This window comes from Pandoraea apista (assembly GCF_001465595.2).
GTDB classification, from domain to species: Bacteria; Pseudomonadota; Gammaproteobacteria; order Burkholderiales; family Burkholderiaceae; genus Pandoraea; species Pandoraea apista.
In genome coordinates this window covers 1,214,763-1,241,098 of the sequence record NZ_CP013481.2, presented here as the reverse complement: position 1 = coordinate 1,241,098, position 26,336 = coordinate 1,214,763, and the positions used below count along the sequence as shown (strand labels likewise).

General features: G+C 64.4%; 24 protein-coding genes. 18 read left to right on the top strand and 6 right to left on the bottom strand.

From position 1 onward, the window contains the following. Positions 1 to 11 precede the first annotated feature (11 nt). Positions 12 to 1,577, top strand: a complete 1,566-nt coding sequence (locus AT395_RS05770) for a class I adenylate-forming enzyme family protein (protein ID WP_042112698.1) — start codon at positions 12 to 14, stop codon at positions 1,575 to 1,577. Positions 1,578 to 1,605: 28 nt separating this feature from the next. On the opposite strand, the gene xerD is transcribed toward AT395_RS05770, so the two are convergent. Both xerD and queG read right to left on the bottom strand, forming a co-directional pair. Further along, positions 1,606 to 2,499, bottom strand: a complete 894-nt coding sequence (xerD, locus tag AT395_RS05765) for a site-specific tyrosine recombinase XerD (RefSeq protein WP_042117284.1) — start codon at positions 2,497 to 2,499, stop codon at positions 1,606 to 1,608. A 182-nt stretch (positions 2,500 to 2,681) separates the two neighbouring features. Then, positions 2,682 to 3,965 carry a tRNA epoxyqueuosine(34) reductase QueG gene (gene queG / locus AT395_RS05760; protein WP_082117640.1) on the bottom strand — a complete coding sequence of 428 codons (1,284 nt, stop codon included), beginning with the start codon at positions 3,963 to 3,965 and terminating at the stop codon, positions 2,682 to 2,684. An 8-nt stretch (positions 3,966 to 3,973) separates the two neighbouring features. Here queG and tsaE point away from each other — a divergent pair, with 8 nt between their 5' ends. Both tsaE and AT395_RS05750 read left to right on the top strand, forming a co-directional pair. Further along, complete coding sequence (gene tsaE, locus AT395_RS05755) at positions 3,974 to 4,498, top strand: tRNA (adenosine(37)-N6)-threonylcarbamoyltransferase complex ATPase subunit type 1 TsaE (protein WP_048627868.1); 525 nt, start codon at positions 3,974 to 3,976, stop codon at positions 4,496 to 4,498. Continuing rightward, complete coding sequence (locus AT395_RS05750) at positions 4,492 to 5,964, top strand: N-acetylmuramoyl-L-alanine amidase (protein WP_042112700.1); 1,473 nt, start codon at positions 4,492 to 4,494, stop codon at positions 5,962 to 5,964. Before tsaE ends, AT395_RS05750 begins: the two co-directional genes overlap by 7 nt. A gap of 86 nt (positions 5,965 to 6,050) precedes the next feature. Here AT395_RS05750 and AT395_RS05745 read toward each other — a convergent pair whose 3' ends face one another. After that, positions 6,051 to 6,719 (bottom strand): VTT domain-containing protein, encoded by a 669-nt coding sequence (locus AT395_RS05745; RefSeq protein ID WP_042112702.1) that lies wholly within the window; start codon positions 6,717 to 6,719, stop codon positions 6,051 to 6,053. Positions 6,720 to 6,956: 237 nt separating this feature from the next. Here AT395_RS05745 and mutL point away from each other — a divergent pair, with 237 nt between their 5' ends. From mutL to AT395_RS05700, 9 genes are all read left to right on the top strand, one after another. Then, positions 6,957 to 9,035, top strand: a complete 2,079-nt coding sequence (gene mutL, locus AT395_RS05740; protein ID WP_414813075.1) for a DNA mismatch repair endonuclease MutL — start codon at positions 6,957 to 6,959, stop codon at positions 9,033 to 9,035. A 7-nt stretch (positions 9,036 to 9,042) separates the two neighbouring features. Further along, the gene (gene miaA, locus AT395_RS05735; RefSeq protein ID WP_048627870.1) at positions 9,043 to 9,990 is read left to right on the top strand and encodes a tRNA (adenosine(37)-N6)-dimethylallyltransferase MiaA; all 948 of its coding nucleotides are present in this window, start codon (positions 9,043 to 9,045) and stop codon (positions 9,988 to 9,990) included. 224 nt (positions 9,991 to 10,214) lie between these two features. Next, positions 10,215 to 11,072: an ABC transporter permease gene (locus tag AT395_RS05730; protein ID WP_048627871.1), complete on the top strand. Its 858-nt coding sequence runs from the start codon at positions 10,215 to 10,217 to the stop codon at positions 11,070 to 11,072. 1 nt (position 11,073) lies between these two features. Next, positions 11,074 to 12,126: an ABC transporter ATP-binding protein gene (locus AT395_RS05725; RefSeq protein WP_042112707.1), complete on the top strand. Its 1,053-nt coding sequence runs from the start codon at positions 11,074 to 11,076 to the stop codon at positions 12,124 to 12,126. 71 nt (positions 12,127 to 12,197) lie between these two features. Further along, complete coding sequence (locus tag AT395_RS05720) at positions 12,198 to 13,262, top strand: extracellular solute-binding protein (RefSeq protein ID WP_042117288.1); 1,065 nt, start codon at positions 12,198 to 12,200, stop codon at positions 13,260 to 13,262. Between the two features lie 26 nt (positions 13,263 to 13,288). Next, positions 13,289 to 14,209: an ABC transporter permease gene (locus AT395_RS05715; protein ID WP_042117289.1), complete on the top strand. Its 921-nt coding sequence runs from the start codon at positions 13,289 to 13,291 to the stop codon at positions 14,207 to 14,209. 112 nt (positions 14,210 to 14,321) lie between these two features. Further along, positions 14,322 to 15,518, top strand: a complete 1,197-nt coding sequence (locus AT395_RS05710; protein ID WP_048627927.1) for a M24 family metallopeptidase — start codon at positions 14,322 to 14,324, stop codon at positions 15,516 to 15,518. Positions 15,519 to 15,585: 67 nt separating this feature from the next. Continuing rightward, positions 15,586 to 16,827, top strand: a complete 1,242-nt coding sequence (locus AT395_RS05705) for a metal-dependent hydrolase family protein (RefSeq protein ID WP_042112708.1) — start codon at positions 15,586 to 15,588, stop codon at positions 16,825 to 16,827. A gap of 39 nt (positions 16,828 to 16,866) precedes the next feature. Then, positions 16,867 to 17,784, top strand: a complete 918-nt coding sequence (locus AT395_RS05700; protein ID WP_048627872.1) for a LysR substrate-binding domain-containing protein — start codon at positions 16,867 to 16,869, stop codon at positions 17,782 to 17,784. Positions 17,785 to 17,955: 171 nt separating this feature from the next. On the opposite strand, the gene purM is transcribed toward AT395_RS05700, so the two are convergent. Further along, positions 17,956 to 19,002, bottom strand: coding sequence for a phosphoribosylformylglycinamidine cyclo-ligase (purM, locus tag AT395_RS05695; protein WP_042112712.1), 1,047 nt, complete (start codon positions 19,000 to 19,002; stop codon positions 17,956 to 17,958). Between the two features lie 146 nt (positions 19,003 to 19,148). On the opposite strand from purM, the gene hda reads away from it, so the two are divergent. From hda to panB, 6 genes are read left to right on the top strand one after another with little or no spacing between them, the layout of a single operon-like run. Next, positions 19,149 to 19,859, top strand: coding sequence for a DnaA regulatory inactivator Hda (hda, locus tag AT395_RS05690; protein WP_042117292.1), 711 nt, complete (start codon positions 19,149 to 19,151; stop codon positions 19,857 to 19,859). 31 nt (positions 19,860 to 19,890) lie between these two features. Next, entirely contained in the window at positions 19,891 to 20,571 is a 681-nt protein-coding gene (locus AT395_RS05685; RefSeq protein ID WP_042112714.1) for a histidinol-phosphatase, read from the top strand. Continuing rightward, positions 20,568 to 22,103, top strand: a complete 1,536-nt coding sequence (gene pcnB, locus AT395_RS05680; RefSeq protein ID WP_048627873.1) for a polynucleotide adenylyltransferase PcnB — start codon at positions 20,568 to 20,570, stop codon at positions 22,101 to 22,103. The genes AT395_RS05685 and pcnB overlap by 4 nt, the downstream gene beginning before the upstream one ends. Further along, positions 22,100 to 22,612 carry a 2-amino-4-hydroxy-6-hydroxymethyldihydropteridine diphosphokinase gene (folK, locus tag AT395_RS05675; RefSeq protein ID WP_042112716.1) on the top strand — a complete coding sequence of 171 codons (513 nt, stop codon included), beginning with the start codon at positions 22,100 to 22,102 and terminating at the stop codon, positions 22,610 to 22,612. The genes pcnB and folK overlap by 4 nt, the downstream gene beginning before the upstream one ends. Further along, entirely contained in the window at positions 22,609 to 23,265 is a 657-nt protein-coding gene (locus AT395_RS05670) for a deoxynucleoside kinase (RefSeq protein ID WP_042117293.1), read from the top strand. Before folK ends, AT395_RS05670 begins: the two co-directional genes overlap by 4 nt. Before the next feature lie 53 nt (positions 23,266 to 23,318). Then, positions 23,319 to 24,137: a 3-methyl-2-oxobutanoate hydroxymethyltransferase gene (panB, locus tag AT395_RS05665; protein ID WP_042112718.1), complete on the top strand. Its 819-nt coding sequence runs from the start codon at positions 23,319 to 23,321 to the stop codon at positions 24,135 to 24,137. 135 nt (positions 24,138 to 24,272) lie between these two features. Here the strand turns inward: panB and AT395_RS05660 are convergent, their stop codons facing one another. Then, a complete protein-coding gene (locus AT395_RS05660; RefSeq protein WP_048627874.1) occupies positions 24,273 to 25,643 on the bottom strand; it encodes a sensor histidine kinase in 1,371 nt (456 codons plus the stop codon). Further along, complete coding sequence (locus AT395_RS05655) at positions 25,640 to 26,302, bottom strand: response regulator transcription factor (protein WP_039367175.1); 663 nt, start codon at positions 26,300 to 26,302, stop codon at positions 25,640 to 25,642. Before AT395_RS05655 ends, AT395_RS05660 begins: the two co-directional genes overlap by 4 nt. Positions 26,303 to 26,336: the final 34 nt, after the last annotated feature.

Below are 26,336 nucleotides of genomic sequence, written 5' to 3'. Positions count from 1 at the left end.
ACAATGCGGCCATGTCTTCCCCTACCGATACTTCTCGCACGGACACTTTCGCCGCCACCTTGCTGGCGAATCTGCCCGCACGCATCGACACCCTGCCCGCGCGTATTGCCGCGCAAACGCCCGCCCGCATCGCGCTGATCGACGATTTCCGCCGTCTGACCTATGGCGAGCTGGCCGGTGCCGTCTCCGCCTGCGCCGAGCGCCTGCGCACGCATGGCGTGCGAGGGGGCGACCGCGTGATGATCGTGGGCGAGAACGGCATCGCCTATGTGGTGCTGCTGCTCGCCGCGGCGTCGCTCGACGCCTGGCCGCTGCTGTGCAACGCGCGGCTCTCGCCAACGGAGTTGGGCGTTATCCGCGACCATGCACGGCCACGCTGCACGATCTACACGGTCGACACCTCGCCCGACGCCGCCGCCCATGCGCGTGCAGACGCCGCCAAAGTTGTCTGGACCGAACTTGCGCTGGGGGCCATTGCGGCGTCCGACATCGATCCCGGCAGTCTCGCCGAACCCGTGCAGACCGATCCGGCGGCGCAATGCGCGGCGCTCATCTACACCACCGGCACGACTGGCACGCCCAAAGGCGTTCAGCTCTCGCATCGCAATCTGATGTTCATTGCGGCAGTCTCCAGCACGCTGCGCCATGTCGGTGCCGACGATATCGCCTACGGTGTCCTGCCGATCTCTCACGTCTACGGCCTGACGTCGGTGTGCCTCGGAACGCTGTATGCCGGCGCCACGCTGCGACTCGCCGCGCGCTTCACCCCCGAGGCCGTGCTCGATTCGCTCGCCCACGACGGGCTGACGATCCTGCAAGGCGTGCCTGCCATGCACGCGCGCCTGATGGCTTACGTCGCAACGCACGGGGCAACGCTCGTCGCGCCGCGTCTTCGGTTCGTCTACTCGGGAGGCTCGCCGCTCGACGCCGCGCTCAAGGCCCGTGTCGAAGCGTTCTACGGACTGCCGATCCACAACGGCTACGGACTGACGGAGAGCAGCCCGACCGTCTCGCAAACGCTGCTCGATGCACCGCGCGACGATTGCGCCGTCGGCCCGCCAATTCCCGGCGTGGCGGTGCGTATCGTAGGCCACGACGCACAGGATGTACCCGACGGCGAAGTGGGCGAACTCTGGGTACGCGGCCCGAATGTGATGCTCGGCTACTACCGGGCGCCCGACCTCACTGCGGCAACCGTGACGGCAGACGGCTGGTTACGCACGGGCGATCTCGCCCGTCGCGCGCCGGACGGCGCGCTCTTCCTTGCCGGACGTGCCAAGGAACTCATCATTCACTCCGGTTTCAACGTCTACCCGCTCGAAGTCGAGCAAGCGCTGACGAGCCATCCGGATGTGCTTCAGGCCGCCGTTCTCGGCCGTGCCGAAGAAGGTAACGAGCAGGTTGTCGCATTTGTGGAGGCGCGCCCCGGTCACACCATCGATGTGCCGTCGCTGGCCGCCTGGGCGGCGACACGCCTCGCCCCCTACAAACGACCGGCACAGATTCGTGTGCTGGACACCCTGCCCGCCGCGTCGACCGGCAAGGTACTCAAACACAAGCTGAAAGCACTGCTCTGAAGGCGCAGCGCATCGCCGCGCAGAACGATCACCCGCGCGGATGATGCTGCGCATGCAGCGATTTGAGACGCTCGCGTGCGACGTGCGTGTAAATCTGTGTGGTGGAAATATCGGAGTGTCCGAGCAGCAACTGCACCACGCGCAGATCGGCGCCGTGATTGATCAAATGAGTTGCGAACGCATGGCGAAGCGTGTGCGGCGAGAGCGGCGCACGAATATCGGCCTGCAACGCATAGCGTTTGATCAGATACCAGAACGCCTGGCGCGTCATGCCCTCGCCGCGTTGCGTGACGAACAACGTGTCGCAGGCGCGGCCGTTCAGCAACACTCCCCGGCTCTCGGCCAGATAGCGTGCAAGCCAGCCATTGGCCTCTTCGCCGAATGGCACCAGCCGCTCCTTTGCGCCCTTGCCGAAAATGCGCAGCACGCCTTCGTTCAATCCCACTTCGATGGTCTTGAGCGCGACCAGTTCCGACACGCGCAAGCCGCTCGCGTACATCAATTCGAGCATGGCGCGATCGCGCAGCCCGAGCGGCTGCGTCAGGTCGGGAGCGGCGAGCAGCGCTTCGACTTGCGCTTCGGACAAGGTCGAAGGCAATCGTTGCGCGCGCTTGGCCGAGGCAATGCGCAAGCACGGGTCCTGCTGCACGACATGCTCGCGCAGCGCCCATTGGTAGAAGCGCTTGAAGACGGAGAGACGGCGGTTCACGCTGCTCGCCAGACTGTCTCGACGCCACGCCAGGTAGGCGGAGAGCGCCGCCTCGTTCACACCATCCAGAGCAATCTCGCGCTTGGCCGCAAGCCACTCTGCAAACAGGCGCAGATCGCGACGGTAAGCGTCGAGCGTGTTGCGCGAGAGCCCGTCTTCGAGCCAGATCGTGTCGCAGAACTGGTCGATGAGGGTGGCGCTGCGCACGAACACCGAGCTCTCGGGATCGAACGCGAGCGGGACCGACGGATCCTGGCGGGCGTCGTCATGAACCGCATCGAGTGCGGCCTGTTCGAATGGCTCGTCGGCGTCGTCGCAACCGTCGATGGTCTCGCTTAACTTGTCGAACTCATCCTGCGACGCGTCGTTGCCGGAAGTCTTGCGTGCGCGCGTACTCAAACCGTAACTCCTTCCTGGGCTAACGCCCACTCGACGTGCTCGCGCACCAGCGCGGAGGGATGGTCGCGTTGTGCCAGCAAGGCGTCGCGCAGTGGCTTGCGTGCGGCGGCGTCCACCGTTTCGCGCAGTGCATTGCCGAGCCCGACAGCCAGATTGCGCAGCCACCGTTCGTGGCCGATGCGCCGAATCGGGCTCCCTGCCAGCTTGTCCATGAAATCCGCCTCGCTCCATGCGAAGAGTTCGACAAGCGAGGCGCAGTCGAGCCGGTTGCGCGGCGCGAAATCGGTGAGCGGCGATGGCTGAGCGAATTTGTTCCACGGGCAGTAAAGCTGGCAATCGTCGCACCCATAGATGCGATTGCCCATCTTTGCACGCAGCGCCTCGGGAATCGCCCCCTTGTGCTCGATTGTCAGATACGAGATGCACAGCCGCGCGTCGACACGAAAGGCTTCGGTGATCGCGCCCGTGGGACAGACATCCCGGCATCGCTGGCATTGTCCGCAGTGCTCGCCACGTTGCATGCCGCGTGCTGCGACGGCGTCCGGCGTGGGTTCAGTGCCAGTATCGGTCGCAGTCCCTGCATCGATATCCACCGGCAGCGGCAGGTCGACAAAGATCTCGCCGAGAAAGAAGAGCGAACCGGCGTCGCGCGAAAGCAGCAACGTATGCTTGCCTCGCCAGCCCAGCCCGGCCTTCTGCGCGAGTTCAACTTCGAGCACCGGGGCCGAATCGGTGAACGCGCGATAGCCGAAGGGCCCGATCGCCTGCGTAATGCGATCGGCCAATTGCTGCAACCGATTGCGCATGACCTTGTGATAGTCGCGTCCGCGCGCATAGAGCGAGACGACCGCCTCCGCGGGCATTGCCACGCGCGCCGCTTCGCGCTGACGCCAACTCGCCATATCGGTGTCACGGGGGAGATAGTTCATGCGCGCACTGATGACGCGCACCGTGCCCGGAACCAGTTCCGCAGGCCGCGCGCGCTTCATTCCGTGCGCGGCCATATAGTCCATATCGCCGTGGCAGCCGTCGTCGAGCCATTGCTGTAAGCCCGCTTCGGCGTGCGAGAGATCGGTATCGGTAATGCCAACGCGACCGAAACCCAGCTCGCTCGCCCACTCCCGGATCTGACGCGCAAGCGCGTTCAGGCGCTCGGGGTCGAGCGTCTGAAGTGTCGCTTTGTCGCGCGAGGGCGACACTTCCGAAGGATTCGGACCTGTCGATAGCTCGACTTGTGCGGCGGTAGCGGGGAAAATCACGGAAGCTTTCATCGACTCCATTTTACGCAATGCCCGATCCATCGACGCCATCACCGCTGGGCGAGCGCATCTTCGCGCTGCCGGACGAAGACGCCACCGGCGCCTTCGCCGCAGCGCTTGCGCGCGCCATTGTGGAACGTATGGCACATACCGATGCTGCGCACGCGGGGCTGCATGTTCAGCTCTCGGGCGACCTCGGCGCGGGCAAAACCACGCTCGTGCGTGCGCTGCTGCGCGCACTCGGGCACACAGGGCGCGTCAAAAGCCCCACTTACGCACTGTGTGAACCATACAACATCGACACACCACAGGGCGTGTTGCCGGTCTATCATTTCGACCTGTACCGCTTTGCCGATCCGGCCGAATGGCACGACACGGGCTTTCGCGAGCACTTTGCAGGCAACGCCCTGTGCCTCGTCGAGTGGCCGGAGAAGGCCGAAGGTCTCCTGGGCACCCCCGATTTGAGCCTTTGGCTGGAACCTGTGGGCGATAGCCGCCGTCTGACGACGAGCGCCTACACGCCTGCCGGTCTTGCCTGCCTGAACTCATGCTGATCAAACGCTTCGCCCGTACCGACGACGCCTCATCGCCCAATGCCGGCCGCCGCCGCGCACTGCGCGCAGGTGCATCGACACTGATTCTCGCCCTCACAGGCCCCCGCTTCGCATTCGCCAACGCCATTGTGGCGGTGCGTGTCTGGCCGGCCAGGGACTACACTCGCGTCACGCTCGAGACCGACAATCCGGTCAAATTCCAGCAGCAACTGATGGAGAGCCCGAACCGCTTCGTCATCGATCTCGATGAAGTGGATCTGAACCCCGCGCTGCGCGACCTCGTCTCGAAGATTCAGCCGAACGACCCGCAGATCATGCAAGTGCGCGTGGGACAGTTCAAACCCGGCGTTGTACGCATGGTCTTCGACCTGAAGGCCGGCGTAAAGCCGCAGTCCTTCACGTTGCCGCCGGTCGCGGGCTACAAGTACCGCACGGTGTTCGATCTGTATCCCGCCGTCGAACCCGATCCGCTCATGGAACTGCTCGCCAAGTCCGGGCACAAGGCCGAGGCGTTGGCGCAAAACACCCCGCCCCCGTCACCGGCTTCGCCCTCGCCGGGCACGGGCACGCCGAGTACGGAAGAAAGCGAGGCGTTCTTCCAGCGTTATGCACAGCGTGAGCAAGGGCCGCGTCCCTCGCGGCCATCTCCCACACCGACACCGGCCCCCGACAAGACACCGCCGCTTGCCCAGCGCAAAGGCGACGATGACGACGGCCTGTCCTCGCCGCTGCCCTCGCGCGGCCCGAAAACGGCCCGCCTGCTGACCATTGCGCTCGACCCCGGCCACGGCGGAGAAGACCCGGGCGCCATCGGCAGCAGCGGCACGTATGAAAAAGTGGTGGTGTTGCAGATCGCCAAGCGGCTGCGCGAGAAGATCGATGCGCAGCCCAATATGCGCGCGATGATGACTCGCGACGCCGACTTCTTCGTGCCGCTCGGCGTGCGCGTGCAGAAGGCTCGCCGCGTGGATGCCGATCTGTTCATGTCGATTCACGCGGACGCGTTCACCTCGCCATCGGCAAACGGTGCGTCGGTATTCGCGTTGTCCGAGCGAGGCGCCACGAGCGCGACGGCCCGTTTGCTGGAAAAGACACAAAACGCGTCGGATCTGATCGGCGGCGTCAACATCAAAACCAACGACCGTGCCGTGGCGCATGCACTGCTCGATATGTCGACGACCGCGCAGATCCGCGACAGCAAGGTGTTCGGATCGGCACTGCTTGCCGAGATCGGCACGGTTGCCGACCGGCTGCACAGCAAGAACGTCGAACAGGCTGCCTTCGCGGTGCTCAAGGCACCGGACATTCCGTCGGTGCTGGTCGAGACGGCGTTCATCAGCAACCCCAAGGAAGAGCAGTCCCTGAACGATCCGGCCTATCAGGACCGCCTCGCCAACGCACTGCTCAAGGGCATCAAGGCTTACTTCGCCAAGAATCCCCCGCTCGCGAAGAATCGCACGGCCTGATCGCCAGCAGCCGATAACGCGACCAATGAAAATGGCGCGCCCCGATCACGGGACGCGCCATTTTTCATTACCTGACGAGGTGGAGCTTACTCGCTCTGACCCGGCGCTACGCGACGGCGACCCCGCGAGAAGAGCTTCCACACGGCGCCGAGGGCGATCGGCACCACGGCCGCCGAGATCCCGACCAGCACAATCACGTTCAGGTACTGCTTGACGATCGGCAAGTTGCCGAACAGGTAGCCGCCGCCCACGAGCAGCACCACCCAGATCAGCGCACCGATCACGTTGTAGAGCTGGAAGCGCGTCCACGACATGGCCGATACGCCCGCCACGAACGGCGCGAACGTACGCACAACCGGCACGAAGCGCGCCATCACGATCGTCTTGCCACCATGGTGTTCGTAGAAATCATGGGTCTTGCGCAAGGCGTCGCGATCGAGAAAACGCCAGTTCTTCTCGTACACGCGCGTGCCGATCTTCGAGCCGATCCAGTAGTTGAGCGTGTTACCGGTCACGGCAGCGATGAACAACAGCACGCCGAGCAGCCAGGGATCCATAGCCCCGGTCGCGGCGAAAGCGCCGCCGATGAACAACAGGGAATCGCCCGGAAGGAACGGAAAGAGCACCAATCCTGTTTCCACGAACACGATCGTGAACAGGAACAGATACACCCAGTTTCCGTACTGATCGATGAACACCCCCAGATGTTTATCGATGTGGAGCACCATCTCCAGCAATTGCAACAAAGTATCCAAGACGATTCCTCAAGATGAAGGACGCCGGCCCGTCCCTGCGGGCGCGCGACGTGTCGCATCATACCAGCGCAACCATCGGGCGTCGTTAAGTCCCCGTGACAGTCGGCGCCGACTTGCCAGGAGCATCGGTCGCCGCCTCTCGCCCCGGCCATTCCCATCATGGGAAGCGGCTGCGCTCTCATGGGTATTGCGGGCTGAAACGTCGATCGATCTATGTCTTTGAGGGCAACCTTTATAATGGTTCCCATGTCTGCCACCCCGACCTCCGCCTCCGAGGCGCAAGACCCGGGCGCCTTGCCCGGCAGCGCCAGCACCCACGCCCCCGAGCGCCGCCCCGGCCCTATGCCGGCAGGCCTCGCGCCGGCTCGCGCCATTCAGGTCCTCCCGGATCAGTTGATTAGTCAGATTGCCGCTGGCGAGGTCGTTGAACGCCCGGCGTCCGTCGTCAAGGAATTGCTCGAAAATGCGCTCGACGCCGGCGCGCGTGCGCTCCAGATCAAGCTTGAGGAAGGCGGCGTGCGCCGCATTGCGATTACCGACGACGGCGGCGGCATGTCTGCCGAGCAATTGCCACTTGCTCTAACACGTCACGCCACGAGCAAGATTCGTACGCTCGACGAACTGGAGTCGGTACTCACGCTCGGGTTCCGGGGCGAAGCGCTGGCCTCTATCGCGTCCGTCGCGCAGCTCACCTTGTCGAGCCGGCAGGCCGACGCGCCGCATGCCACGGCGATCGACGGCAACACCGGAACCCTGACACCCGCAGCCGGCCCTGTGGGCACGACGGTCGACGTGCGCGATCTGTATTTCAATACCCCCGCGCGCCGCAAATTCCTGAAGACCGAGCAAACCGAATTCGGTCACTGCATGGACGTCATCCGGCGCAGTGCGCTCGCGCGCCCGGATGTCGGCTTCTCGATCCTGCACAACAACCGTGCGGTTGAGCACTGGAACGCGTCTGACGCCGCCACGCGCGTCTCGCGCGTGCTCGGCAACGATTTCGCCGGCGCCCATCTCGCGCTCGACGAAGGCGCAGCCGAGCTGCGCCTGTCCGGTTTCGTCGGCTTGCCGACCGCCAGCCGGGGCCGCGCCGACCAGCAGTTCTTCTTCGTGAACGGGCGTTTCGTGCGCGACAAGCTTCTCACCCACGCGGTTCGCGCCGCGTACGAAGATGTGCTCCACGGCGACCGCTACCCCGCTTACGTGCTGTATTTCGAATTGCCGCCGCAGTTGGTCGACGTGAACGTTCACCCGTCGAAGATCGAAGTGCGGTTCCGCGATGCCCGCAGCGTCCACCAGTTCGTGTTCCACGTCGTGCAGCGTGCGCTGGCACGCGCGGCGGGCAGCGGCGGCGCCACGCACTCGGCACACCTGACCGATAGCGGCGGTCTCGCCGCCGGGCCGGGGGCTGCCGCTGGCGGGGCAAATGGAAACGGGAACGGCCTCATGGCAGCACGTCCGGCCGCCGGTTTCGGCACGCCGGGCGGTAGCAGTTGGAACCCGCGCATGCAGCAAGGCTCGCTGCCGATGGTGCAGCCGATGTCCGTCTACGACAATCTGTTCGGACGCACCGCACCGCCCGCCCCTCGCCCCTACGGTCAGCCGGGCGTGACCGACGCGCCCTCGCCTGCTTACGGCAACACTGGCGCCCCCCAGGACGGCGCGGCGCTTGCCACCGGATTCGACGCATTGCCCGCAGGCGCCAGCGGCAACGCCGGCGCTATGTCCCTCGAGCATCCGTTGGGCTTTGCGCTGGGCCAGTTACACGGCATCTACATCCTCTCTCAGAACGCTCACGGTCTCGTGCTGGTCGATATGCACGCGGCGCACGAGCGCATTCTGTACGAGCGCTTCAAGCAGGCGCTGGTCGAGCGCAGCGTGCCGGTGCAGCCGCTGCTCATTCCGGTGACGTTCTTCGCCGACCCGGTGGAGATCGGCACGACCGAAGAGCATCAGGAAACGCTCACCGCCCTCGGTTTCGACCTCGCGGTCATGTCGCCGACCACGCTCGCCGTGCGCGCCATTCCTGCGCTGCTCGACGGTGCCGATGCGCAGGCACTCGCGCGCGCCGTGCTGGCCGATCTGCGTCAGTACGGCGGGTCGCGCGTGCTCACGGAACGTCAGCACGAACTGCTGGGCACGCTCGCCTGCCACACGGCGGTACGTGCCAACCGTCGCCTGACGCATGAGGAAATGAACGCATTGCTGCGTCAGATGGAAGCGACCGAGCGCGCCGATCAATGCAACCACGGACGGCCCACCTGGTACCAGCTCACGCTCGGCGACCTCGACAAATTGTTCATGCGCGGACGTTGAGCGGTTCATGAAGGCAAATCCCCCGATCGTCTGTCTGCTGGGCCCGACGGCTTCCGGCAAGACCGCCGCGGCTCTCGCGCTGGCACAGGACACACCGCTCGAGATCATCAGCGTCGATTCCGCCCTCGTCTATCGCGAGATGGATATCGGCACGGCCAAGCCCAGCGCCGCCGAATTGGCCGCCGTGCCGCATCACCTGATCGACATCATCGATCCGCGCGATGCCTACTCGGCCGCACAATTTCGTCACGACACGCTGCGACTTATCGACGAAATCACCGCGCGCGGGCGACGTCCGCTGCTCGTTGGCGGCACCATGCTGTATTACAAGGCGCTCACGCAGGGCCTCTCGCCGCTGCCATCCGCCAACGCCGAGGTGCGCGCCAGACTCGACGCAGACGCCGCTCGCAACGGTTGGCCTGCGATGCATGCTCGACTCGCCGGCGTCGATCCCGCGACGGCCGCCCGCCTCGCGCCGAACGACTCGCAGCGCATTCAGCGCGCCCTCGAAATTTTCGAACTGTCGGGCAAGCCCATGTCGCAATGGCTGGCCGAGCAGGCACAGACTCCGGACACGCCATCGACACACACTTTCGTGCCCGTCGCACTGGAGCCCGGCGACCGATCGGTGCTCCATGCGCGCATTGCCGAACGTTTTCGTCTGATGCTCGCGGCCGGTTTCATCGAAGAAGTCGAACGTCTGCGCGCACGGGGCGATCTCGACCCCGGGCTGCCGTCGATGCGCTGTGTGGGCTACCGGCAGGTGTGGGAATACCTCGACGGCGAGACCGACTACGACACCATGCGAGACAAGGGCATCTTCGCCACCCGTCAGTTGTGCAAGCGTCAGCTCACGTGGCTGCGTTCGATGCCGGAGCGCCACATCGTAGACTGCGCTGCGGCCGACGCCCCGCAACGGGCGCTCGCCACTGTACGCACGCTCTGGCAGAGCTGAGCCCTGCCGATGCCCGACGCTTCGCCGCCAAGGCAGCGAAGCGTTGTTGTCCCTCCCCCCTGGCCACACGCGCCGCGCCGAGCCGGTCACAAGTGCCGCGCCCGCCTCCGTTCAAACCCTGACAGCTTTCCGGTTTGCATGACGATTTTGATATGCTAATTTGCATATCAACGTTTCGATCAATGCAAAATTGCATCGAATCCACGATACCGGGAAGGACGCCAATGACGCAGACTTCGATGGAGCCAAGTGGGGTGACGGGCGATGTGCTGCGGCTGCCGGCACCGGTCGCCAAATGGGCGGTACGCACAGGGGTCACGCTGATCTATCTGTTCATGCTCAGCCCGCTGATCTTCGTTGTCTGGCTGAGCTTCTTCAAAGACGCGATCATCACGTTCCCGCCGAGCGGCTACACCGTGTCGTGGTATCTGAATGCGTGGCGTAATGCCGCATTCGCCAACGGCTTCCTCCTCTCCTTGCAACTCGCCGCCTGTGCGGCCATCGGCGGCGTGATCCTCGGCGTGGCCGCCTCGCTCGCCCTCGCGCGCTATCGCTTTCCGGGCCGCCGCACGCTGGGCAACGTTCTGCTGCTGCCGCTGGTGGTGCCGGGCATCGTCGCGGGCATTGCCACGTACCTCTTCTATCTGCGCGCCGAAAACACGCTCGACGTGGACATCGTGGGCACCTTCGGCGGCCTTGTCGTCGCGCATATCTGTCTGACCATTCCGTGGACGATGCGCCTCGTCGGCGCGAGTCTCGCGCAGATCGACGACACCATCGAAGAGGCCGCGCGCAACCTCGGCGCAGGTCCGTGGCGAACACTGTGGCGCGTGACATTGCCGATGCTGCGCCCGGCCATTGTGGCGTCTGTCTTGTTCAGCTTCATCGTGTCGTTCGAGAACCTCGAACTCACGTTGCCGCTCGTGGGACCCGGCAAGACCACGCTCCCCATCGCGATCATGCAGTACCTCGAATTCAACCTCGACCCGACGATTGCAGCCGTCTCCGCTGCGCAGATCGTGCTGCTCGGCATCGTCATGCTGATCACCGATCGCTTCGTCAAACTCAGCCAGGTGATCTGACATGGCCAACGTATCCCTTCGCGGACTGCGTAAGCAATATGGCAACGCCGCTGCCGTGGCGGACTTCTCGCTGGAGATCGCCGAGGGCGAACTCGTGGCGTTTCTGGGCCCGAGCGGCTGCGGCAAGACAACCACGCTGCGCATGGTCGCTGGTTTCGTCGAGCCGACGGCCGGTGAAATCTGGATCGGCGGCAAAGAAGTCTCGCGCTTGCCGCCGAACCGTCGCAATACCGGCATGGTGTTCCAGCGCTATGCGCTCTTTCCGCACATGACCGTGGCCGAGAACGTGGCGTTCGGCCTTGAAATGCGACACGTATCGAGCGCCGATCGCGCCACGCGCATTCGCGAAGCCCTCGATATGGTGCGTCTCACGGCGCTGGCGGATCGGTACCCGCGCCAACTCTCCGGCGGTCAGCAGCAACGCGTGGCGATTGCCCGCGCACTCGCCATTCGTCCCGACGTCTTCCTGCTCGACGAACCGCTCTCCAATCTCGACGCCAAGCTGCGCACCGAAGTGCGCGAAGAGATCCGCGCATTGCAGCGCCGGCTCGGACTCACAACGATTTTCGTCACCCACGACCAGGAAGAGGCGCTGGCGATTGCCGACCGTCTGGCCGTGATGCACGACGGTTGCGTGCAACAGATCGGCACCGCCGACACGCTGTACGAACGTCCCGCCAATCCGTTCGTCGCGAACTTCCTCGGCAAGATGAATTTCCTCGCGGGCCGAATGACGGATGGCCATTTCGTGACCGCCAGAGGAGAGCGCCTGGCCTTGCCCGCCGCGTCGCCGGACGCCACGACACTCGGTATCCGCCCCGAGCGCCTGCGCCTGACAGACACCCCGGCGCGCGACGAAACAGCGCTACCGGTCACGGTCGATCAGACGATCTATCTGGGCTCCACGCTCGAACTTCGCCTGAAGAGCGCGCAAGGTGAGATGCTCGTGGCGCACGTGCAAAACACCGCACGCGACGACGCCGGCCGCTATGCGCCAGGCCGTGCACTCAACGCCTGTTTCGCCAGTACCGACTGTCTGTTTTTTAACGCCTGACGACGCCTTACCCCCTCGCTTCGGCCCATGTATCGGCCACCCTCGTGGCCAACGTTTTGAAGGATGACGACATGACGCACGCCCTGAACCGCCGCCTGTTTCTGAAGACCGCTTCCGGTCTGGTGATCGCTCCCGCGCTAGGCCTCGACGCGCTTTCGGCGTACGCGGCCGATGCTTGCCCGAACGTGGTTGTCGGCACCTGGGGCGGCGACTACCTGAACCTGCTCGAACAGAATATCGGCAAGCCGATCATCGAAGCGGCGGGCGGCAAGGTCACGTACGACTCGGCCGATCAGGTCGCTCGCATGACCAAACTGCGCGCGGAGAAAGCGTCGCGCCGTGGCTCGCTCGACGTCGCGTGTCTGGCCGATCTCGATATGTACGACATCAACCGCTCGGGCATTCTCGAAGCCGTCGATGCGAAGCTCGTGCCCAACCTCGGCAACACGCTCGAAGCGCTGCGCCGTCCGTATTCGATTCCGCACATCTTCAGCGCGATGGTGATCGTGTACAACCCGGAAAAGCTCGGCACGAAGCCCGACTCGTTTTCGGCTGCCCTCGACCCGAAGCTCAAGGGCAAGGTCGGCTTCTCCGACATTCTCTACAACTTCAACGTCGTGAGCAGTTCGCTCGCCGCGGGTCATAAGGATGGCGATACCGCCGGTGGCATGCAGTTTCTGCGCGAGTTGCGCAAGTCGCAGCAGCCGAAGGTCTATCCGTCGAACGAGGCCGTGGCCTCCGCGCTCAAGAGCGGCGACATCTGGTTCACCTGCATGTGGAAGGCGCGCGCGCTTCAGTGGAAGAAGGCCGGTGTGCCCATCGACTACGTGGTGCCCAAGGAAGGCGCCGTGCCGGTGACCTTCGAAGCCGCCGTGCCGAAGAACTCGCAGTCCAAGCCGTGCGGCTTCAACTATCTGAACGCTATGCTCGACCCGCGTGCGCAGATCGGCTTTGCGGAAACCATGGGCTATGCGCCAACCGTGAAGAACGCCAACCTGCCGCCGTCGCTGCAACAGAGCGTGGGCTTTACCAATGCCGAACTCGACCGGATGGTGAAACTCGACTACGCGAAATTCACTGCCGACAAGCCCGCGCTGCTCGACTTCTGGAACAAGGAATTCAAGGTGGGGCTGTGAACGTTGCCGACACGCCGGAGCCCACCATGACCTCGCGCCCGCCGCCCGCTCAAGCGACTCACGCCTCGCGGGCCGCCACCGCGCGTGCGGTTCGCCGCGCGTTCACCGGCGGCTCGCTCGCCGCGCCCGCCACGCTCGTCGTGCTCTTCGTCATCGTGTTCCCCGGGCTGCAACTGGTGCGCTACAGCTTCAACCGGTACGACCCCGTCGACATGATGCAGGCGGCACTGACCGGCGCAAACTATCTCAAGTTCTTCACCGATCCGTACTACCTCTCGGTGTTGTGGACGACGATCAAGGTCGCCTCGTTGTGTACTGTGCTCGCGCTCGTGTTCGGCTTTCCCGTGGCGTACGTGCTCGCCCGCACGCAAAGCCGCTTCAAGAGCCTGCTCGTGATGTTGCTGGTCTTCCCGCTGCTCGTGGGAAATGTCGTGCGCGCGGCAGGCTGGATGGTGATGCTCGGCAACGCCGGTTTCGTCAATTCGCTGCTCGTGTCGCTGGGTATCGTGCCGCAACCGGTTCGACTGCTCTATACGCCGTTCGCTGTCGTTGTGGGCACGACGGCGGTGGTGCTGCCGTACATGATTCTCACGTTACAGAGCGTGCTCGAAGGCATGGACTTCTCCGTCGAGGAAGCCGCACGCAATCTGGGCGCCACGTTCCGTCAGACACTCACGCGAGTGATCCTGCCAATGGCGGCGCCGGGTATCGCGGCGGGCACCATGCTCGTGTTCATTCTCTGCATGAACGCCTACGCCACCCCCGTGCTGCTCGGCGGCACCGGCATCACGATGATGACGCCCACGATCTACGACCAGATCGCGAAAGCGAATAACTGGCCGTTCGGCGCGGTGCTCTCCATTGTGTCGATGGTCGTGACGTTCGCGCTGGCCATCGCCTCGCACTGGGTCATTCACCGCCGTTATGCGAAGACGATGATGACCTGAGTTCCCCGACTGCGCTTGCCGCCCCGTCCGGTCTGCCCGTGTCATGCCGTGCCGTGCGCCGCGCCTGCGCTTCCTGACATTGCGCAACATTTTTGCCGATAAGGATTTCGCCATGCCGACCCTCTCTCATGCCACACGGCAGTACCGCCGCAATCTGATGAACGACCTGATGGACCGCACGCGTGTCGACGCGCTCGTGTTCACCGCCGCCGACTTCTTTCAGTGGGCCACCAACTTTCACGTCGATGTGCAGACGTGGGAGCGCCCGATCGCCATTTGCGTGCCGCGTAACGGGGAGCCTTTCGCGGTCATGAACGAGTTGTCCACGCATCACCTGATGATGGCGCGAGAGCGTGGTCATCTGTGGCTCGATCTCGATCGTGTCACGCTTTATGCCGAGCATCCGCGCGTGACGCAACGCCAGCCGCTGCTCGCCGAAGTTCCTGCGCTGATCGCCGACACGATGCGCACGGCCGGTCTTGCGGGTTCGCGCATTGGTGTCGACGCCGCCGGTGGTCCGTTGGCGAGAGCCGGCGCATTGCTGCCCGATGCAAAGCTCGTGCCGATGCTTGCCGAGATGCGCGCGTTGCGCTGGGTGAAGCACGACGAAGAAATCGCCATCATGCGCGCCGCCGCCGAACTGGCGGACTGGGTGCAGGATCGCTATCGCGAGAATATCCGTCCGGGGCGTCTCGTGCAGGAACTCGATTACTCGATGGCCGCGTTGATGGTCACCGAAGGCGCGAAGCGCTTCCCCGGCGAGAACCTCGAAGTGATGCGCTGCTGGACACTCTCGGGCCCCGCATCGGCCTCGCCCCACGGCGATGGCGCCTCGTGCGGCGCGCGCATCAGCGAGGGCGACGGCATGGTCAACATCGTGATTCCGCGCCTGAACGGCCTCGTCATCGAGAATGAGCGCACCTGGTTCTGCGGCAAACCGTCGAGCGAGCAGGCGCGCTTCTACGAAGTCGCGCGCGCGGCCAACGAGGCCGCCGTGAACGCCGCCGTCACGGGCAAACCGGTGTCGGGCATCGACGCCGCGGCGCAAGCCGTCATCGAGAAAGCCGGTTGCGGCGAGTACATCCGTCACCGCACGGGACACGGCATGGGCATCATCGGCCACGAATACCCGGACGACATGGCGTTCAGCCACCGGCCGCTGCTCGCCAACGAGGTCTATTCGGCGGAGCCGGGGATCTACGTCTACGGCCTCGGCGGCTTCCGGCTGGACGACTCGGTCGTGACCGGCGACACCCCCGTGATGCTCACCAACACGCCCCGCACGCTCGCTCACGCCACGATCAATTGAACACGCGGCACGCGATGTCGGAACGGCCGGCATAGAACACCAGACGTATCATCCCGGAGGAGAGGTCATGGAGTCGATTCTGCTGTCGAATTGCGCGTTGCTCGACCCGGTCAAGGGCGAGTTGCGCGAAGACCACGCCGTCCTGATCGAGGACGGGCGCATCAAGGAAGTCTCCGATAAGCCGATTCGCGTGCAGTCCGCGCGAGAGATCGACGCGCGCGGGCGCACGGTCATGCCGGGGCTGATCGATTTGCATGTGCACGTTCACGCGACGCAACTCAATCTGTCAGCGCAGGCGCATCTGCCGAACGTGCTCGTCACGCTCAAGTCGGTACCCATTTTGCAGGGCATGCTGCGTCGCGGCTTCACCACCGTGCGCGACGCGGGCGGTGCCGGATACGCCATCAAACAGGCGGTGGACAGCGGGCTCGCCGAAGGGCCGCGCCTGTTCGTGTCGGGCCGCGCGATCAGCCAGACCGGCGGACACGGCGACGGACGCGCGCGCACCGATTACATCGGCACCGACGGCCCGTGCCCATGCTGTGTGCGCGTCGGTGCGCTGTCGCGCGTGGCCGACGGTGTTGACGAAGTGCGTCGTGCCGTGCGCGAAGAATTGCAGATGGGGGCCGATCAGATCAAGATCATGGCCTCGGGCGGCGTGGCCTCGCCCACCGATCCCGTGGGCGCGTGGGGCTACTCCGAGGACGAGATCCGCGCCATCGTCGCCGAAGCACGCGCACGCGGCACCTACGTGCTCGCCCACGCCTACACGGCACAGGCGATCGAGCGAGCCGTGCGTTGCGGTGTGCGCACTATCGAGCATGGCAATCTCGTCGACGCCGCCACTGCTCGCTATATGGCCGATCAGGGCGCTTACGCCGTGCCCACGCTGGTGACTTACGACGCGCTGGCCAACGAAGGCAAGTCGCTCGGCCTGCCCGACGACAGCGTCGCAAAGATCGCCGACGTGCACGCGGCCGGTTTGCGCTCGCTGGAGATCTTCCGCGAGGCAGGCGTGAAGATGGGTTACGGCTCGGATCTGCTGGGCGAATCGCAGCGCCTGCAAAGCGACGAATTCCGTTTGCGTGCCGAAGTGCTTTCCCCGGCAGAGATTCTGCGAAGTGCCACGGTCATCGGTGCCGAAGTGCTCGGTCAGTCGGGACAGTTGGGGGAAATCGTGCCCGGCGCGCACGCCGACGTGCTGATCGTCGACGGCAATCCGCTCGCGTCCATCGACTGTCTGCTTGGTCAGGGGGAGCGCATTCCGATGGTGATGAAGGGCGGTAGAATCCACGCTTTCGCGCTGTAAGGCGAGTGCCGCACGCGCAAACCCTTCCGTGGAGAATCGATGGATTTTCGGCACGTCGACGCCTTTCGTGCGCTGATGCTTACGCGCACGACCACCAAAGCGGCGCAGGTGCTCGGCACGTCGCAGTCTGCGGTCAGCCGTCTTGTGGCCGATCTCGAACGCTCGACGCGTCTCACGCTGTTCGACCGCGCGCGCGGCCGTCTCGAGCCTACGGCCGAGGCGTTCGCGCTCTTCGAAGAAGTGGAGCGCCGCTACGCCGGGCTCGATAACATCCGTGAATTTGCGCTCAATCTGCGCAACCCGGACAAGGCCGTCGTTCGTGTGGGGTCCGTGGTGTCGTTCGGCCTCGGGTTCTTCGCGCGGGTGATGGCCGGCTACCGGGCGTTGCACCCCAGCGTCCAACTGGCGCTGACCACGGGGGCCTCGGATCTGATTCGCGATCAGGTCGTCACGCATCAACTCGCGCTGGGTCTCGTGACCGACACCATCGATGTGGCCGCGACCGACGCCGTCTCGTTCGCCAAGCTCGACGCGATCTGCGCTCTGCCGTCGGGCCACGCGCTCGCTCGCAAGAAGATGATCCGTCTGGCCGATCTGAAGGGACAGCCGATCCTCTCCTACGAGCCCACCGACATGGTGCGCTGGGGCATGGATCAGCTCTTCGCCGAGGGAAATCTGCATCAGCAGGTTGTCGCCACGGCCCGCTATTCCGTCAACATCGGCACGATGGTCAAGGAGAATGTCGGCATCGGGTTGCTGCATCCCGTGTCTGCCTACGATTTTCTCGACTCCGATCTCGTATTGCGCCGCTTCGAACCCTCGATGCCGTTCCACACCCTGCGCATCACGCCGCGCGCCGCCGCACCCAGCGCACAACTCGACGATCTCGTGCGGGTGATGGAGACCACGCTTGAGGATGTCATGCGTGCCGTCGAGACCCGCATGAAAGCCGCATGAAAGCCGCACACATCGCCATGAAACGTGATGAGCCGACGCGGTCTCTGCCGTCAACCGGCCCCGCCTTTCCCTGAATCGCCGGCGCTGGCCAAAAAGCAAAGCCCGCCGAGGGAATCCCCGGCGGGCTTTGCTTGCATTCCTTGCGCCGGGAGGGCCGCGCCCTCCCCTGTCTTACGACACGATCGTTTGCGCCTCGCCTTCCTTGCGCTCGCGGATCTTGCCCAGACGGTAGACCGTCTCGCCCGACGCTTCGAGGTGCTTGACGGCCGCATCGGCGTCAGCGGCAGACACGATGACCGCCATGCCGATACCGCAGTTGAACACGCGGTGCATTTCGGCGTCGGCCACCTTGCCGTGCGCTTGCAGCCACTGGAACAGCGGCGGCAGCGTCCAGGCGTCCTTCGAGATATCGGCCGTCAGGTGGTCTTGCAGCACGCGCGGAATGTTCTCGACGATACCGCCGCCGGTGATGTGCGCCATCCCCTTGACCGGCAGCGTCGCCATCAGCGCCAGCAGCGGCTTGACGTAAATGCGCGTGGGCGCCATCAGCACGTCGCGCAGCGGTTGGCCGTGGAAATCGGCGTCCAGATCCGGCTTGGCAACTTCAATGATCTTGCGCACCAGCGAATAGCCGTTCGAGTGGGCGCCCGACGAGGCCAGACCCAGCACGATGTCACCCGGCACGATGGTCGTGCCGTCGATGATCTTGCTCTTTTCGACCGCACCGACCGCGAAACCGGCCAGATCGTACTCGCCGTCCGGATACATGCTCGGCATTTCCGCCGTTTCGCCGCCGATCAGAGCGCAACCGGCCAGCTCGCAGCCCTGGGCAATGCCCTTGACGACGGTGGCAGCCGTGGCCACATCCAGCTTGCCGCAGGCGAAGTAGTCGAGGAAGAACAGCGGCTCGGCGCCCTGCACCAGAATATCGTTCACGCTCATGGCCACCAGATCCTGGCCGACCGTGTCGTGTTTGTTCAGCGTGAAGGCCAGCTTGAGCTTGGTGCCCACGCCATCGGTGCCCGAAACGAGTACCGGCTCCTTGTAGCGCTTGGGCACTTCGAACAGTGCGCCAAAGCCGCCAATGCCGCCCAGCACGCCGTCGCGCAGGGTTTTCTTGGCAAACGGCTTGATCGCTTCGACCAATGCGTCGCCCGCTTCGATGTCGACGCCAGCGTCGCGATAGGAAAGGCCGGAAGTTTCGTTAGGGTGTGACATGACGGGAATGCATCAAGGTTCGGTAAAATGCGATTTTACCCGATGCGCGTGTCCTTTCGGCACGCAAACCGGATATCGGACGCCGGCGAAGGCCGTCGTGCCCTGCAAACCGTTCTGTGCCGGCCTTCCGCCGGCTTTCTTCGTTCGTGATCCAGCAACTGTATCTCGACCTCGGCACACCGCCGCCCGCCACGTTCGACAATTTCATTGTCGGGCCGAATCGCGAGCCGGCGATGACGCTCGCCGGCCTGAATGCCGAACTCTCGGCCGGCACGGCACGCGACCGCGGCATCTACCTCTGGGGGGCTGCCGGGTCCGGCCGAACCCACCTGATGGAGGCGCTGTGCCATGCCGTCGGCCCAAGCGCCCGCTATCTGCGTCCGAACAGCCCGCTGGCAGCCTTCACGTTCGACGAAGCGAGTACGGTCTATTGCGTCGACGATTGCGACAATCTCTCGCCCACGCAACAGATTGCCGCGTTCAACCTGTTCAACGAGACACGCGCCCGCCCGCATTGCGCCTTCGTGGCGGCGGGTTCGCAGCCTCCGGTCGACATGCCGCTGCGCGAAGATTTGCGCACCCGACTCGGTTGGGGTCTCGTATTTCACATTGTGGGACTCGACGACGACGGCAAGAAACAGGCGTTGCAGAACGCCGCCCGTGAGCGCGGCTTGCAGTTGGCGGCCGACGTGCCGGCTTACCTGCTCACTCACTTCCAGCGCGACATGTCGAGTCTGATGGCATTGCTCGACCGCCTGGACCGCTTTTCGATGGAGCAAAAGCGCGCGGTCACCTTACCGTTGCTGCGCCAGATGCTCACCCACACCGATCCTGCCACCCCCGACGGTAAAAACTAGGCAACCCCTGGCTTCAGGTAAAATTCGCGCAATGACCAATTTAGCTCTCTTTGATCTCGACCACACCCTGCTGCCTACCGACAGCGACAAAGAATGGGGCCGTTTCCTCGTGCGCCAGGGCGCGGTCGAGCGTGACTCGTACGCGCAGGCCAACGAGGCCTTCTATCAGGACTACCGTGCAGGCCGGCTCGATATGCCGGCCTATCTGCGTTTCTGTCTCGCGCCGCTCGCACGCTACCCGCGCGACCAGCTCGATGCGTGGCATGCGCAGTACATGGAAGAGTCGATCCTGCCGCATATCCGTCCCGAAGCGCTCGAACTGCTCGACGTGCACCGCAACGCGGGCGACCTGTGCGCCATCGTGACGGCGACCAACACGTTCGTCACACGCCCGATCGCCAGGGCGTTCGGTATCGATCACCTGATCGGCACCGAACCGGCCACTGCCGGCGGCGATCCGAACGCGCGTTATACCGGCGAATACGTCGGCACACCGAGCTTCCGCGAGGGCAAGATCACACGCACCGAAGCCTGGCTTGCAAGCCTGGGCAAGACGTGGAGCGATTTCGACCACGCATTTTTCTATAGCGATTCCGCCAACGACGTCCCCCTGATGGAGAAAGTGAACCATCCGGTGGCAACGAACCCCGATGAGGCGCTGCGCGGCATCGCGCTGTCGCGTCGCTGGCCCATTCTCGAGTTGTTCCAGTGATCCGCAAACTCATCAAGAAACTGCTGGGCAAAGACGGCCAGACCGATAGCGGTGCGGGCAACCCGCCCGCCACCGGTGTGCCGGTCGTCATTCCCGTCAAGGTCCACGGCATCGATCCGAGCCTGCTCTCGAAGAATGCCGTTCGCGTGACCGACACACTCCAGCAAGCCGGCTTCAAGGCCTTCATCGTTGGCGGCGCCGTACGCGACCTGCTGCTGGGCATCGCCCCGAAGGACTTCGACGTCGCGACGAGCGCCACGCCCGAACAGGTCCAGCGCCTGTTCCGCCGCGCGCGCATCATCGGCCGCCGCTTCCAGATCGTGCATGTGCAGTTCGGACAGGAGATCATCGAGACCTCCACGTTCCGGGCGTTGGTCGAAGCGGTCGACAGCGAGCAGATCGGCACACGTCGTCCGAAAAAAGGCGAACTCGACCGCAAGACGCACGTGACCGACGAATCAGGCCGTGTGCTGCGCGACAACGTCTGGGGTGAGCAGGACGAAGACGCGGCGCGGCGCGACTTCACCGTCAACGCCATGTACTACGACCCGGCGGCCCAGACGGTGCACGACTATCACCACGGCTGGGAAGACATTCAGAAGCGCGTGCTGCGCATGATCGGCGATCCGGCCACGCGCTACCGCGAAGACCCTGTGCGCATGCTGCGCGTGGTGCGTTTCGCGGCCAAGCTCGGCTTCAAGATCGACGACGCTACGGCAGCACCGATTCCGCAATTGGCGCCGCTCATCGACAACGTGCCGGCGGCGCGTCTGTTCGACGAAATGCTCAAGCTGCTGCTCTCGGGCCATGCCTGGGCATGTGTGCAGCAACTGCGCACGCAGGGGCTGCATCACGGCTTGCTTCCGTTGCTCGACGTGGTGCTGGAGCAACCGCTGGGCGAGAAGTTCGTCACGCTGGCGCTCGCCAACACCGACGCACGCATCCGCGCAGGCAAACCGGTTTCGCCGGGTTTCCTGTTCGCCGCACTCCTGTGGCATCTGGTGCTGGAAAAGTGGCAGGCCTATCAAAGTGCGGGCGAGTACCCGATTCCGGCGTTGCATCTTGCAATGGACGACGTGCTCGACGCGCAAACCGGCAAGCTGGCGATCCAGCGCCGTTTCGTCGCCGACATGAAGGAAATCTGGGGCTTGCAGGTGCGGCTGGACAAGCGCGTGGGCCGCACGCCGCTGCGTCTGCTGGAGCACCCGCGCCTGCGCGCCGGTTACGACTTTCTGCTGCTGCGTTGCGAGTCGGGTGAAGTCCCGGCCGAAGTCGGTCAGTGGTGGACGGACTTCCTCGAAGGCGACGGCGCCACGCGCGACGCACTGCTCACGCAGGGCAGCGGCTCGGGCAGCACCACGCCGGCCGCGAAGCGCCGTCGGCGTCGTCGCAAACCGTCGGGTAGCGGCGGCAGCGGTGAAGGTTCGGGCGGCGAACGTGGAGACGGCGGTGGCGGTAATGAGAACGCTACCAGCGAGAATCAGGGCAAGCGGGTATCATCGCGACAGCATGGTTCCGAAGGTGCTTCATGACTGTTGCCTATATCGGGCTCGGCGCAAATCTCGGCGACGCCCGCCAAGCGATCAAGGACGCCATTGTCTGTCTCGCACAGCAGATTGGCGTCACTATCACGGCCAAATCCGACTTGTATCGCACCGCCCCCGTCGAGTCGAGCGGTGACGACTATCTCAACTGCGCCGTCGCCGTCGAGACGAGTCTGAGCGCCCGCCAATTGCTCACGCTGTGTCTGAAGATCGAACTGCATTTCGGGCGTGAGCGGCCATATAAAAATGCGCCGCGCACTCTCGACCTCGATCTGCTGCTATATGGTAACGAGTGCATTGCAGAGCCCGATTTGGTTGTGCCGCATCCGCGCATTGCGCTGCGCGCCTTCGTGCTGCGCCCGCTCGCGGATCTTGCTCCCGACCTTGAAATTCCCGGCGTGGGGCGCGTGAGCGCTCTGCTGGCCGATGTCGCCGACCAGCGCATCGAGCGTGTCGAGCAGTGCTGCTGCCCGACGAAGCGGGCCTACGCCTCATGAGATCGCCCGTTCTCGGGCGTTTCCGCTATCTGGCCGTCGAAGGTCCGATCGGGGTTGGCAAAACATCGCTCGCGCGTCGCCTGGCCGATGCCGCCGGCGCCGATCTGATGCTCGAGCAGCCGGCACTCAATCCCTTTCTCGAACGTTTCTATCGCGACAGTGCGCGCTTTGCGCTGCCCGCGCAGTTGTCCTTCTGCCTGCAACGCGTAGACGAGGCAACGGAAATCGCGCGACGCGATATCGACGGCAAGCCGATCTTCACCGACTTCCTTCCCGAGAAGGACGGGCTGTTTGCACGACTTACGCTCGCCGCCGACGAACTGGCCTTGTACCACAAGCTCGTCGCGCATATCGAGCGGCCGCACCGTGCGCCCGATCTCGTGATTCATCTGCAAGCGAGTCCAGAGACGTTGTTCGCGCGCATTCAGAAGCGCGCGATCCCGATGGAACAACAGATTCCCGACACCTATCTTCGCGCACTGTGCGACATCTACGGTGAATTCTTCTATCATTACGCCGCTGCGCCGGTATTGACTGTCGACACGGAACAATTCGACCCGGCACACAACGACAGCGACTTCGCCTTGCTGGTCGAACGCATCGATCAGATGCGCGGACGCAAGGAAGTCTTCGTCAAGGGTGCGCGCCCCTGACCATCTCTGGCCACGCACGTTGCGCCAGCGGACCCTCCTGAACCGAGGCTGACATGAGTTATCTGCAAGAATCCAATCGCAAGGCCGTGACCGTTCCCGGACTTGCCCAGATGCGCGAACGTGGCGAGAAGATCGCCATGCTCACCGCTTACGACGCGAGTTTCGCCGCACTGCTCGACCGTGTGGGCGTCGATGCCATTCTCGTTGGCGACTCGCTCGGCAACGTGATTCAGGGCCAGCGCACCACGCTGCCCGTCACGCTGCGAGACATCTGCTATCACACCGAGTGCGTGGCGCGCAGCGTCAACAAGGCGGTGGTGCTCGCCGATTTGCCGTTTGGCACGTACGGCACGAAGGAACAGGCCTATCAGAGCGCCGTGTCCGTCATGCAGGCCGGTGCGCAAATGGTGAAGATCGAAGGCGGCGAATGGCTCGCGGAGACCGTGCGCTTTCTGGTCGAACGCAGCATTCCCGTGTGCGCCCACCTCGGGCTCACGCCGCAATCGGTGCACGCGTTCGGCGGCTTCAAGGTTCAGGCACGGGAAGACGCCGCACAGGCGCGTTTGCTCGACGACGCGCGTGCGCTGCAAGCGGCCGGCGCGCAGTTGGTCGTGCTCGAAGCGATTCCGGCCGCCCTCGCGGCTCGCGTGACACCCGAATTGCCGACAATGCCGACCATCGGCATCGGCGCCGGTCCCGAGTGCGATGGACAAGTGCTCGTGTTGCAGGACATGCTGGGCGTGTTCCCGGGCAAGTCGCCGAAGTTCTCGATGAACTTCATGGACGGCCAGCCGAGCATTGCTGCGGCCATCGAAGCGTATGTTCAGGCAGTCAAGCACCGCACGTTCCCGACGCAGGAGCATTCGTTCTGAGCGTTGCGCTGAACACCGTGCGGTGACAAAAAAGCGGTTCGGAGACGAACCGCTTTTTCATTGGTGAGTGGGCTCAGTCCCGTCTCGCGACACCGTGAAATCCGCGCAGGTCCCTGCGAGCCGCTCGTCGAGCGGTCAGCCTGCTGCCATCGGCAGGGTCAGCACCACGGCAAAGCCTTCGCCTTCCACGCGCTCGAACCCCATCTTGCCGCCGTGCGCATGAATCACTTCGGCAACCATCGCCAACCCCAGACTTGCTCCTTCGCGACCGTCCGCGCGAGAAGAGAAAGGGGTGCGTACGCGCTGCCACTCCGCCTCCGGAATGCCCGGCCCGTCATCGAAAAAGCGCAAACGCCATCGATCTTCCGCACTCGTCACGTCGACATGAAGCCGATGCGGCGCGCCATAGGCCAGCGCATTGACCAGCACGTTCTTGATCGCTTCGCGCAGGCTCAGCGGATCGCCCAGGATCATACAAGGCGTGTCCGGCGCATTCAGGGCGACATCGATATCGCGCGTCGCGTAGGAAAGCGTCTCACGCATCGCGGCCTGCAACAACTCGTTCAGATCGACCGGTACAGGCGCCACGCTGTCGGCACGGTGCTGCACCATCGCGTGATTGATCAGTTGATGAATAAGGCCGCCAAGCCCGCGCGCCTGCTTCTGAATACGTGCAAGGTGTATCTCGCGGGCGGTTTCATCCTGCGTCTGCGTCAGCATTTCCGCCTGCGCGGTAAGCGCCGTCACGGGCGTGCGCAGTTGATGGGCCGCGTCGCCGATCACGCGACGCATCAGCGCGCGCGATGCCGCGAGCCGATGCATGAAGTCGTTGATCGCCCCCACGAGTGCCAGCGTTTCGGCGGGCACGGTCACCGCCAGTGGCGCAAGATCGTTCGAGTCGCGCGCCCGAAGCGCCGCCTCGATCTGCTTGAGCGGCAGCAGCGCCTGACGCAGCGTCCATAGTGCAGCGAGCATTGTCAGCCCCCCGGTGGCAATGGTGATGAGTAGCGTATTGTCGGCCAGCCCGCGCGTGAATCGCACCCGGGCGTTCTGGGTATGCGCAAGCGCCACCACGGCCCACGGATGCGGGGCGGCCACCGGCATGCGACGTCCGACGATGGCGATGCGGATCGGCATCTCCTGATACGTACCGTCGACAACGACAGGGCCATCGGCCAGTTTGTCCCAGGGAATAACCGGACGGAATTCGGAATCGCCAGCCACCGACCGGCCATTCGGATCGAGCACGGTGTAGAAGATCTGATCGCCCGGCGCGAGTGCGGAAAACGCCGCGAGCGGCACGTCGACATTCACTTCGCCATTCTGATACCAGGTGTTCTCCGCCACTTGCAGCGCGCTGCCGAGCAGCCAGCGGTCATACGCCCGGTCGACGGCCGAGCGTGTCGAGAACCAGATACCGAGCAACACCGCCGCCACCGCGAACGCCAGCACGGCGCCCATGCGCACCACCAGCCGCAGATACAGTGACCGGCCGGGAACGATCATGACAGCACGAGTTGGTAGCCCAGCCCGCGCAACGTGCGAATCTGGAATTGCGCTGCCGCGAGCTTCTTGCGCAGCCGGGCGACATATTGCTCGATGGCGTTTGCGTTCGGCGCGGGCTCGTCGCCGTAGAGGCGATCCATGAGTTCGTCCTTGCCGAAGATGCGCCCCGGTCGCGCCGCGAGGATCTCCAGCAGGGTGACTTCGCGGCGCGTGAGTTCGATCGGTTGTCCGTCGATTTCAACGCCGCGACTCTTGCGATCGAGCGAGAGATTGGCGCATGTCAGCCGGTTCGTCGCGTCTTGCCCGGTGCGGCGCATGAGCGCACGCACGCGCGCTTCCAACTCGCGGAAGTCGAAGGGTTTGGTAAGGTAATCGTCTGCCCCGAGATCGAGCGCGCGCACGCGCTCTTCGATCTCGGCGCAAGCCGTAAGCATCAGCACGCGAGTCGACAGGCCGCGCTCACGCACACGTTTGAGCAACTCGAAACCATCGACGTGCGGCAGCATGACGTCGAGGATCAGCAGGTCGTAATCGTCACCGATGCGTGCCGCCGCAGCCGCACCGTCCGACTCGCAATCGAGCGCATGGCCAAGCCTGCGCAACTGGGTGGCAATCGCTTCGGCGACATCGGCGGTGTCTTCCACCAGCATGATGCGCATGGTTCCTGAGTCTCCTTCTTCGCCTGTCGCCGGA

Excerpts from the sequence above, each read along its gene's own strand:
- panB (WP_042112718.1), top strand. The coding sequence starts at position 23,319 with ATGAGTTATCTGCAAGAATCCAATCGCAAGGCCGTGACCGTTCCCGGA.
- AT395_RS05660 (WP_048627874.1), bottom strand. The coding sequence starts at position 25,643 with ATGATCGTTCCCGGCCGGTCACTGTATCTGCGGCTGGTGGTGCGCATG.
- AT395_RS05725 (WP_042112707.1), top strand. The coding sequence starts at position 11,074 with ATGGCCAACGTATCCCTTCGCGGACTGCGTAAGCAATATGGCAACGCC.
- AT395_RS05705 (WP_042112708.1), top strand. The coding sequence starts at position 15,586 with ATGGAGTCGATTCTGCTGTCGAATTGCGCGTTGCTCGACCCGGTCAAG.
- AT395_RS05670 (WP_042117293.1), top strand. The coding sequence starts at position 22,609 with ATGAGATCGCCCGTTCTCGGGCGTTTCCGCTATCTGGCCGTCGAAGGT.
- AT395_RS05700 (WP_048627872.1), top strand. The coding sequence starts at position 16,867 with ATGGATTTTCGGCACGTCGACGCCTTTCGTGCGCTGATGCTTACGCGC.
- AT395_RS05715 (WP_042117289.1), top strand. The coding sequence starts at position 13,289 with ATGACCTCGCGCCCGCCGCCCGCTCAAGCGACTCACGCCTCGCGGGCC.
- tsaE (WP_048627868.1), top strand. The coding sequence starts at position 3,974 with ATGCCCGATCCATCGACGCCATCACCGCTGGGCGAGCGCATCTTCGCG.
- AT395_RS05720 (WP_042117288.1), top strand. The coding sequence starts at position 12,198 with ATGACGCACGCCCTGAACCGCCGCCTGTTTCTGAAGACCGCTTCCGGT.
- AT395_RS05685 (WP_042112714.1), top strand. The coding sequence starts at position 19,891 with ATGACCAATTTAGCTCTCTTTGATCTCGACCACACCCTGCTGCCTACC.
- miaA (WP_048627870.1), top strand. The coding sequence starts at position 9,043 with ATGAAGGCAAATCCCCCGATCGTCTGTCTGCTGGGCCCGACGGCTTCC.
- queG (WP_082117640.1), bottom strand. The coding sequence starts at position 3,965 with ATGGAGTCGATGAAAGCTTCCGTGATTTTCCCCGCTACCGCCGCACAA.
- mutL (WP_414813075.1), top strand. The coding sequence starts at position 6,957 with ATGGTTCCCATGTCTGCCACCCCGACCTCCGCCTCCGAGGCGCAAGAC.
- purM (WP_042112712.1), bottom strand. The coding sequence starts at position 19,002 with ATGTCACACCCTAACGAAACTTCCGGCCTTTCCTATCGCGACGCTGGC.
- folK (WP_042112716.1), top strand. The coding sequence starts at position 22,100 with ATGACTGTTGCCTATATCGGGCTCGGCGCAAATCTCGGCGACGCCCGC.
- AT395_RS05710 (WP_048627927.1), top strand. The coding sequence starts at position 14,322 with ATGCCGACCCTCTCTCATGCCACACGGCAGTACCGCCGCAATCTGATG.
- AT395_RS05770 (WP_042112698.1), top strand. The coding sequence starts at position 12 with ATGTCTTCCCCTACCGATACTTCTCGCACGGACACTTTCGCCGCCACC.
- AT395_RS05730 (WP_048627871.1), top strand. The coding sequence starts at position 10,215 with ATGACGCAGACTTCGATGGAGCCAAGTGGGGTGACGGGCGATGTGCTG.
- AT395_RS05655 (WP_039367175.1), bottom strand. The coding sequence starts at position 26,302 with ATGCGCATCATGCTGGTGGAAGACACCGCCGATGTCGCCGAAGCGATT.
- AT395_RS05750 (WP_042112700.1), top strand. The coding sequence starts at position 4,492 with ATGCTGATCAAACGCTTCGCCCGTACCGACGACGCCTCATCGCCCAAT.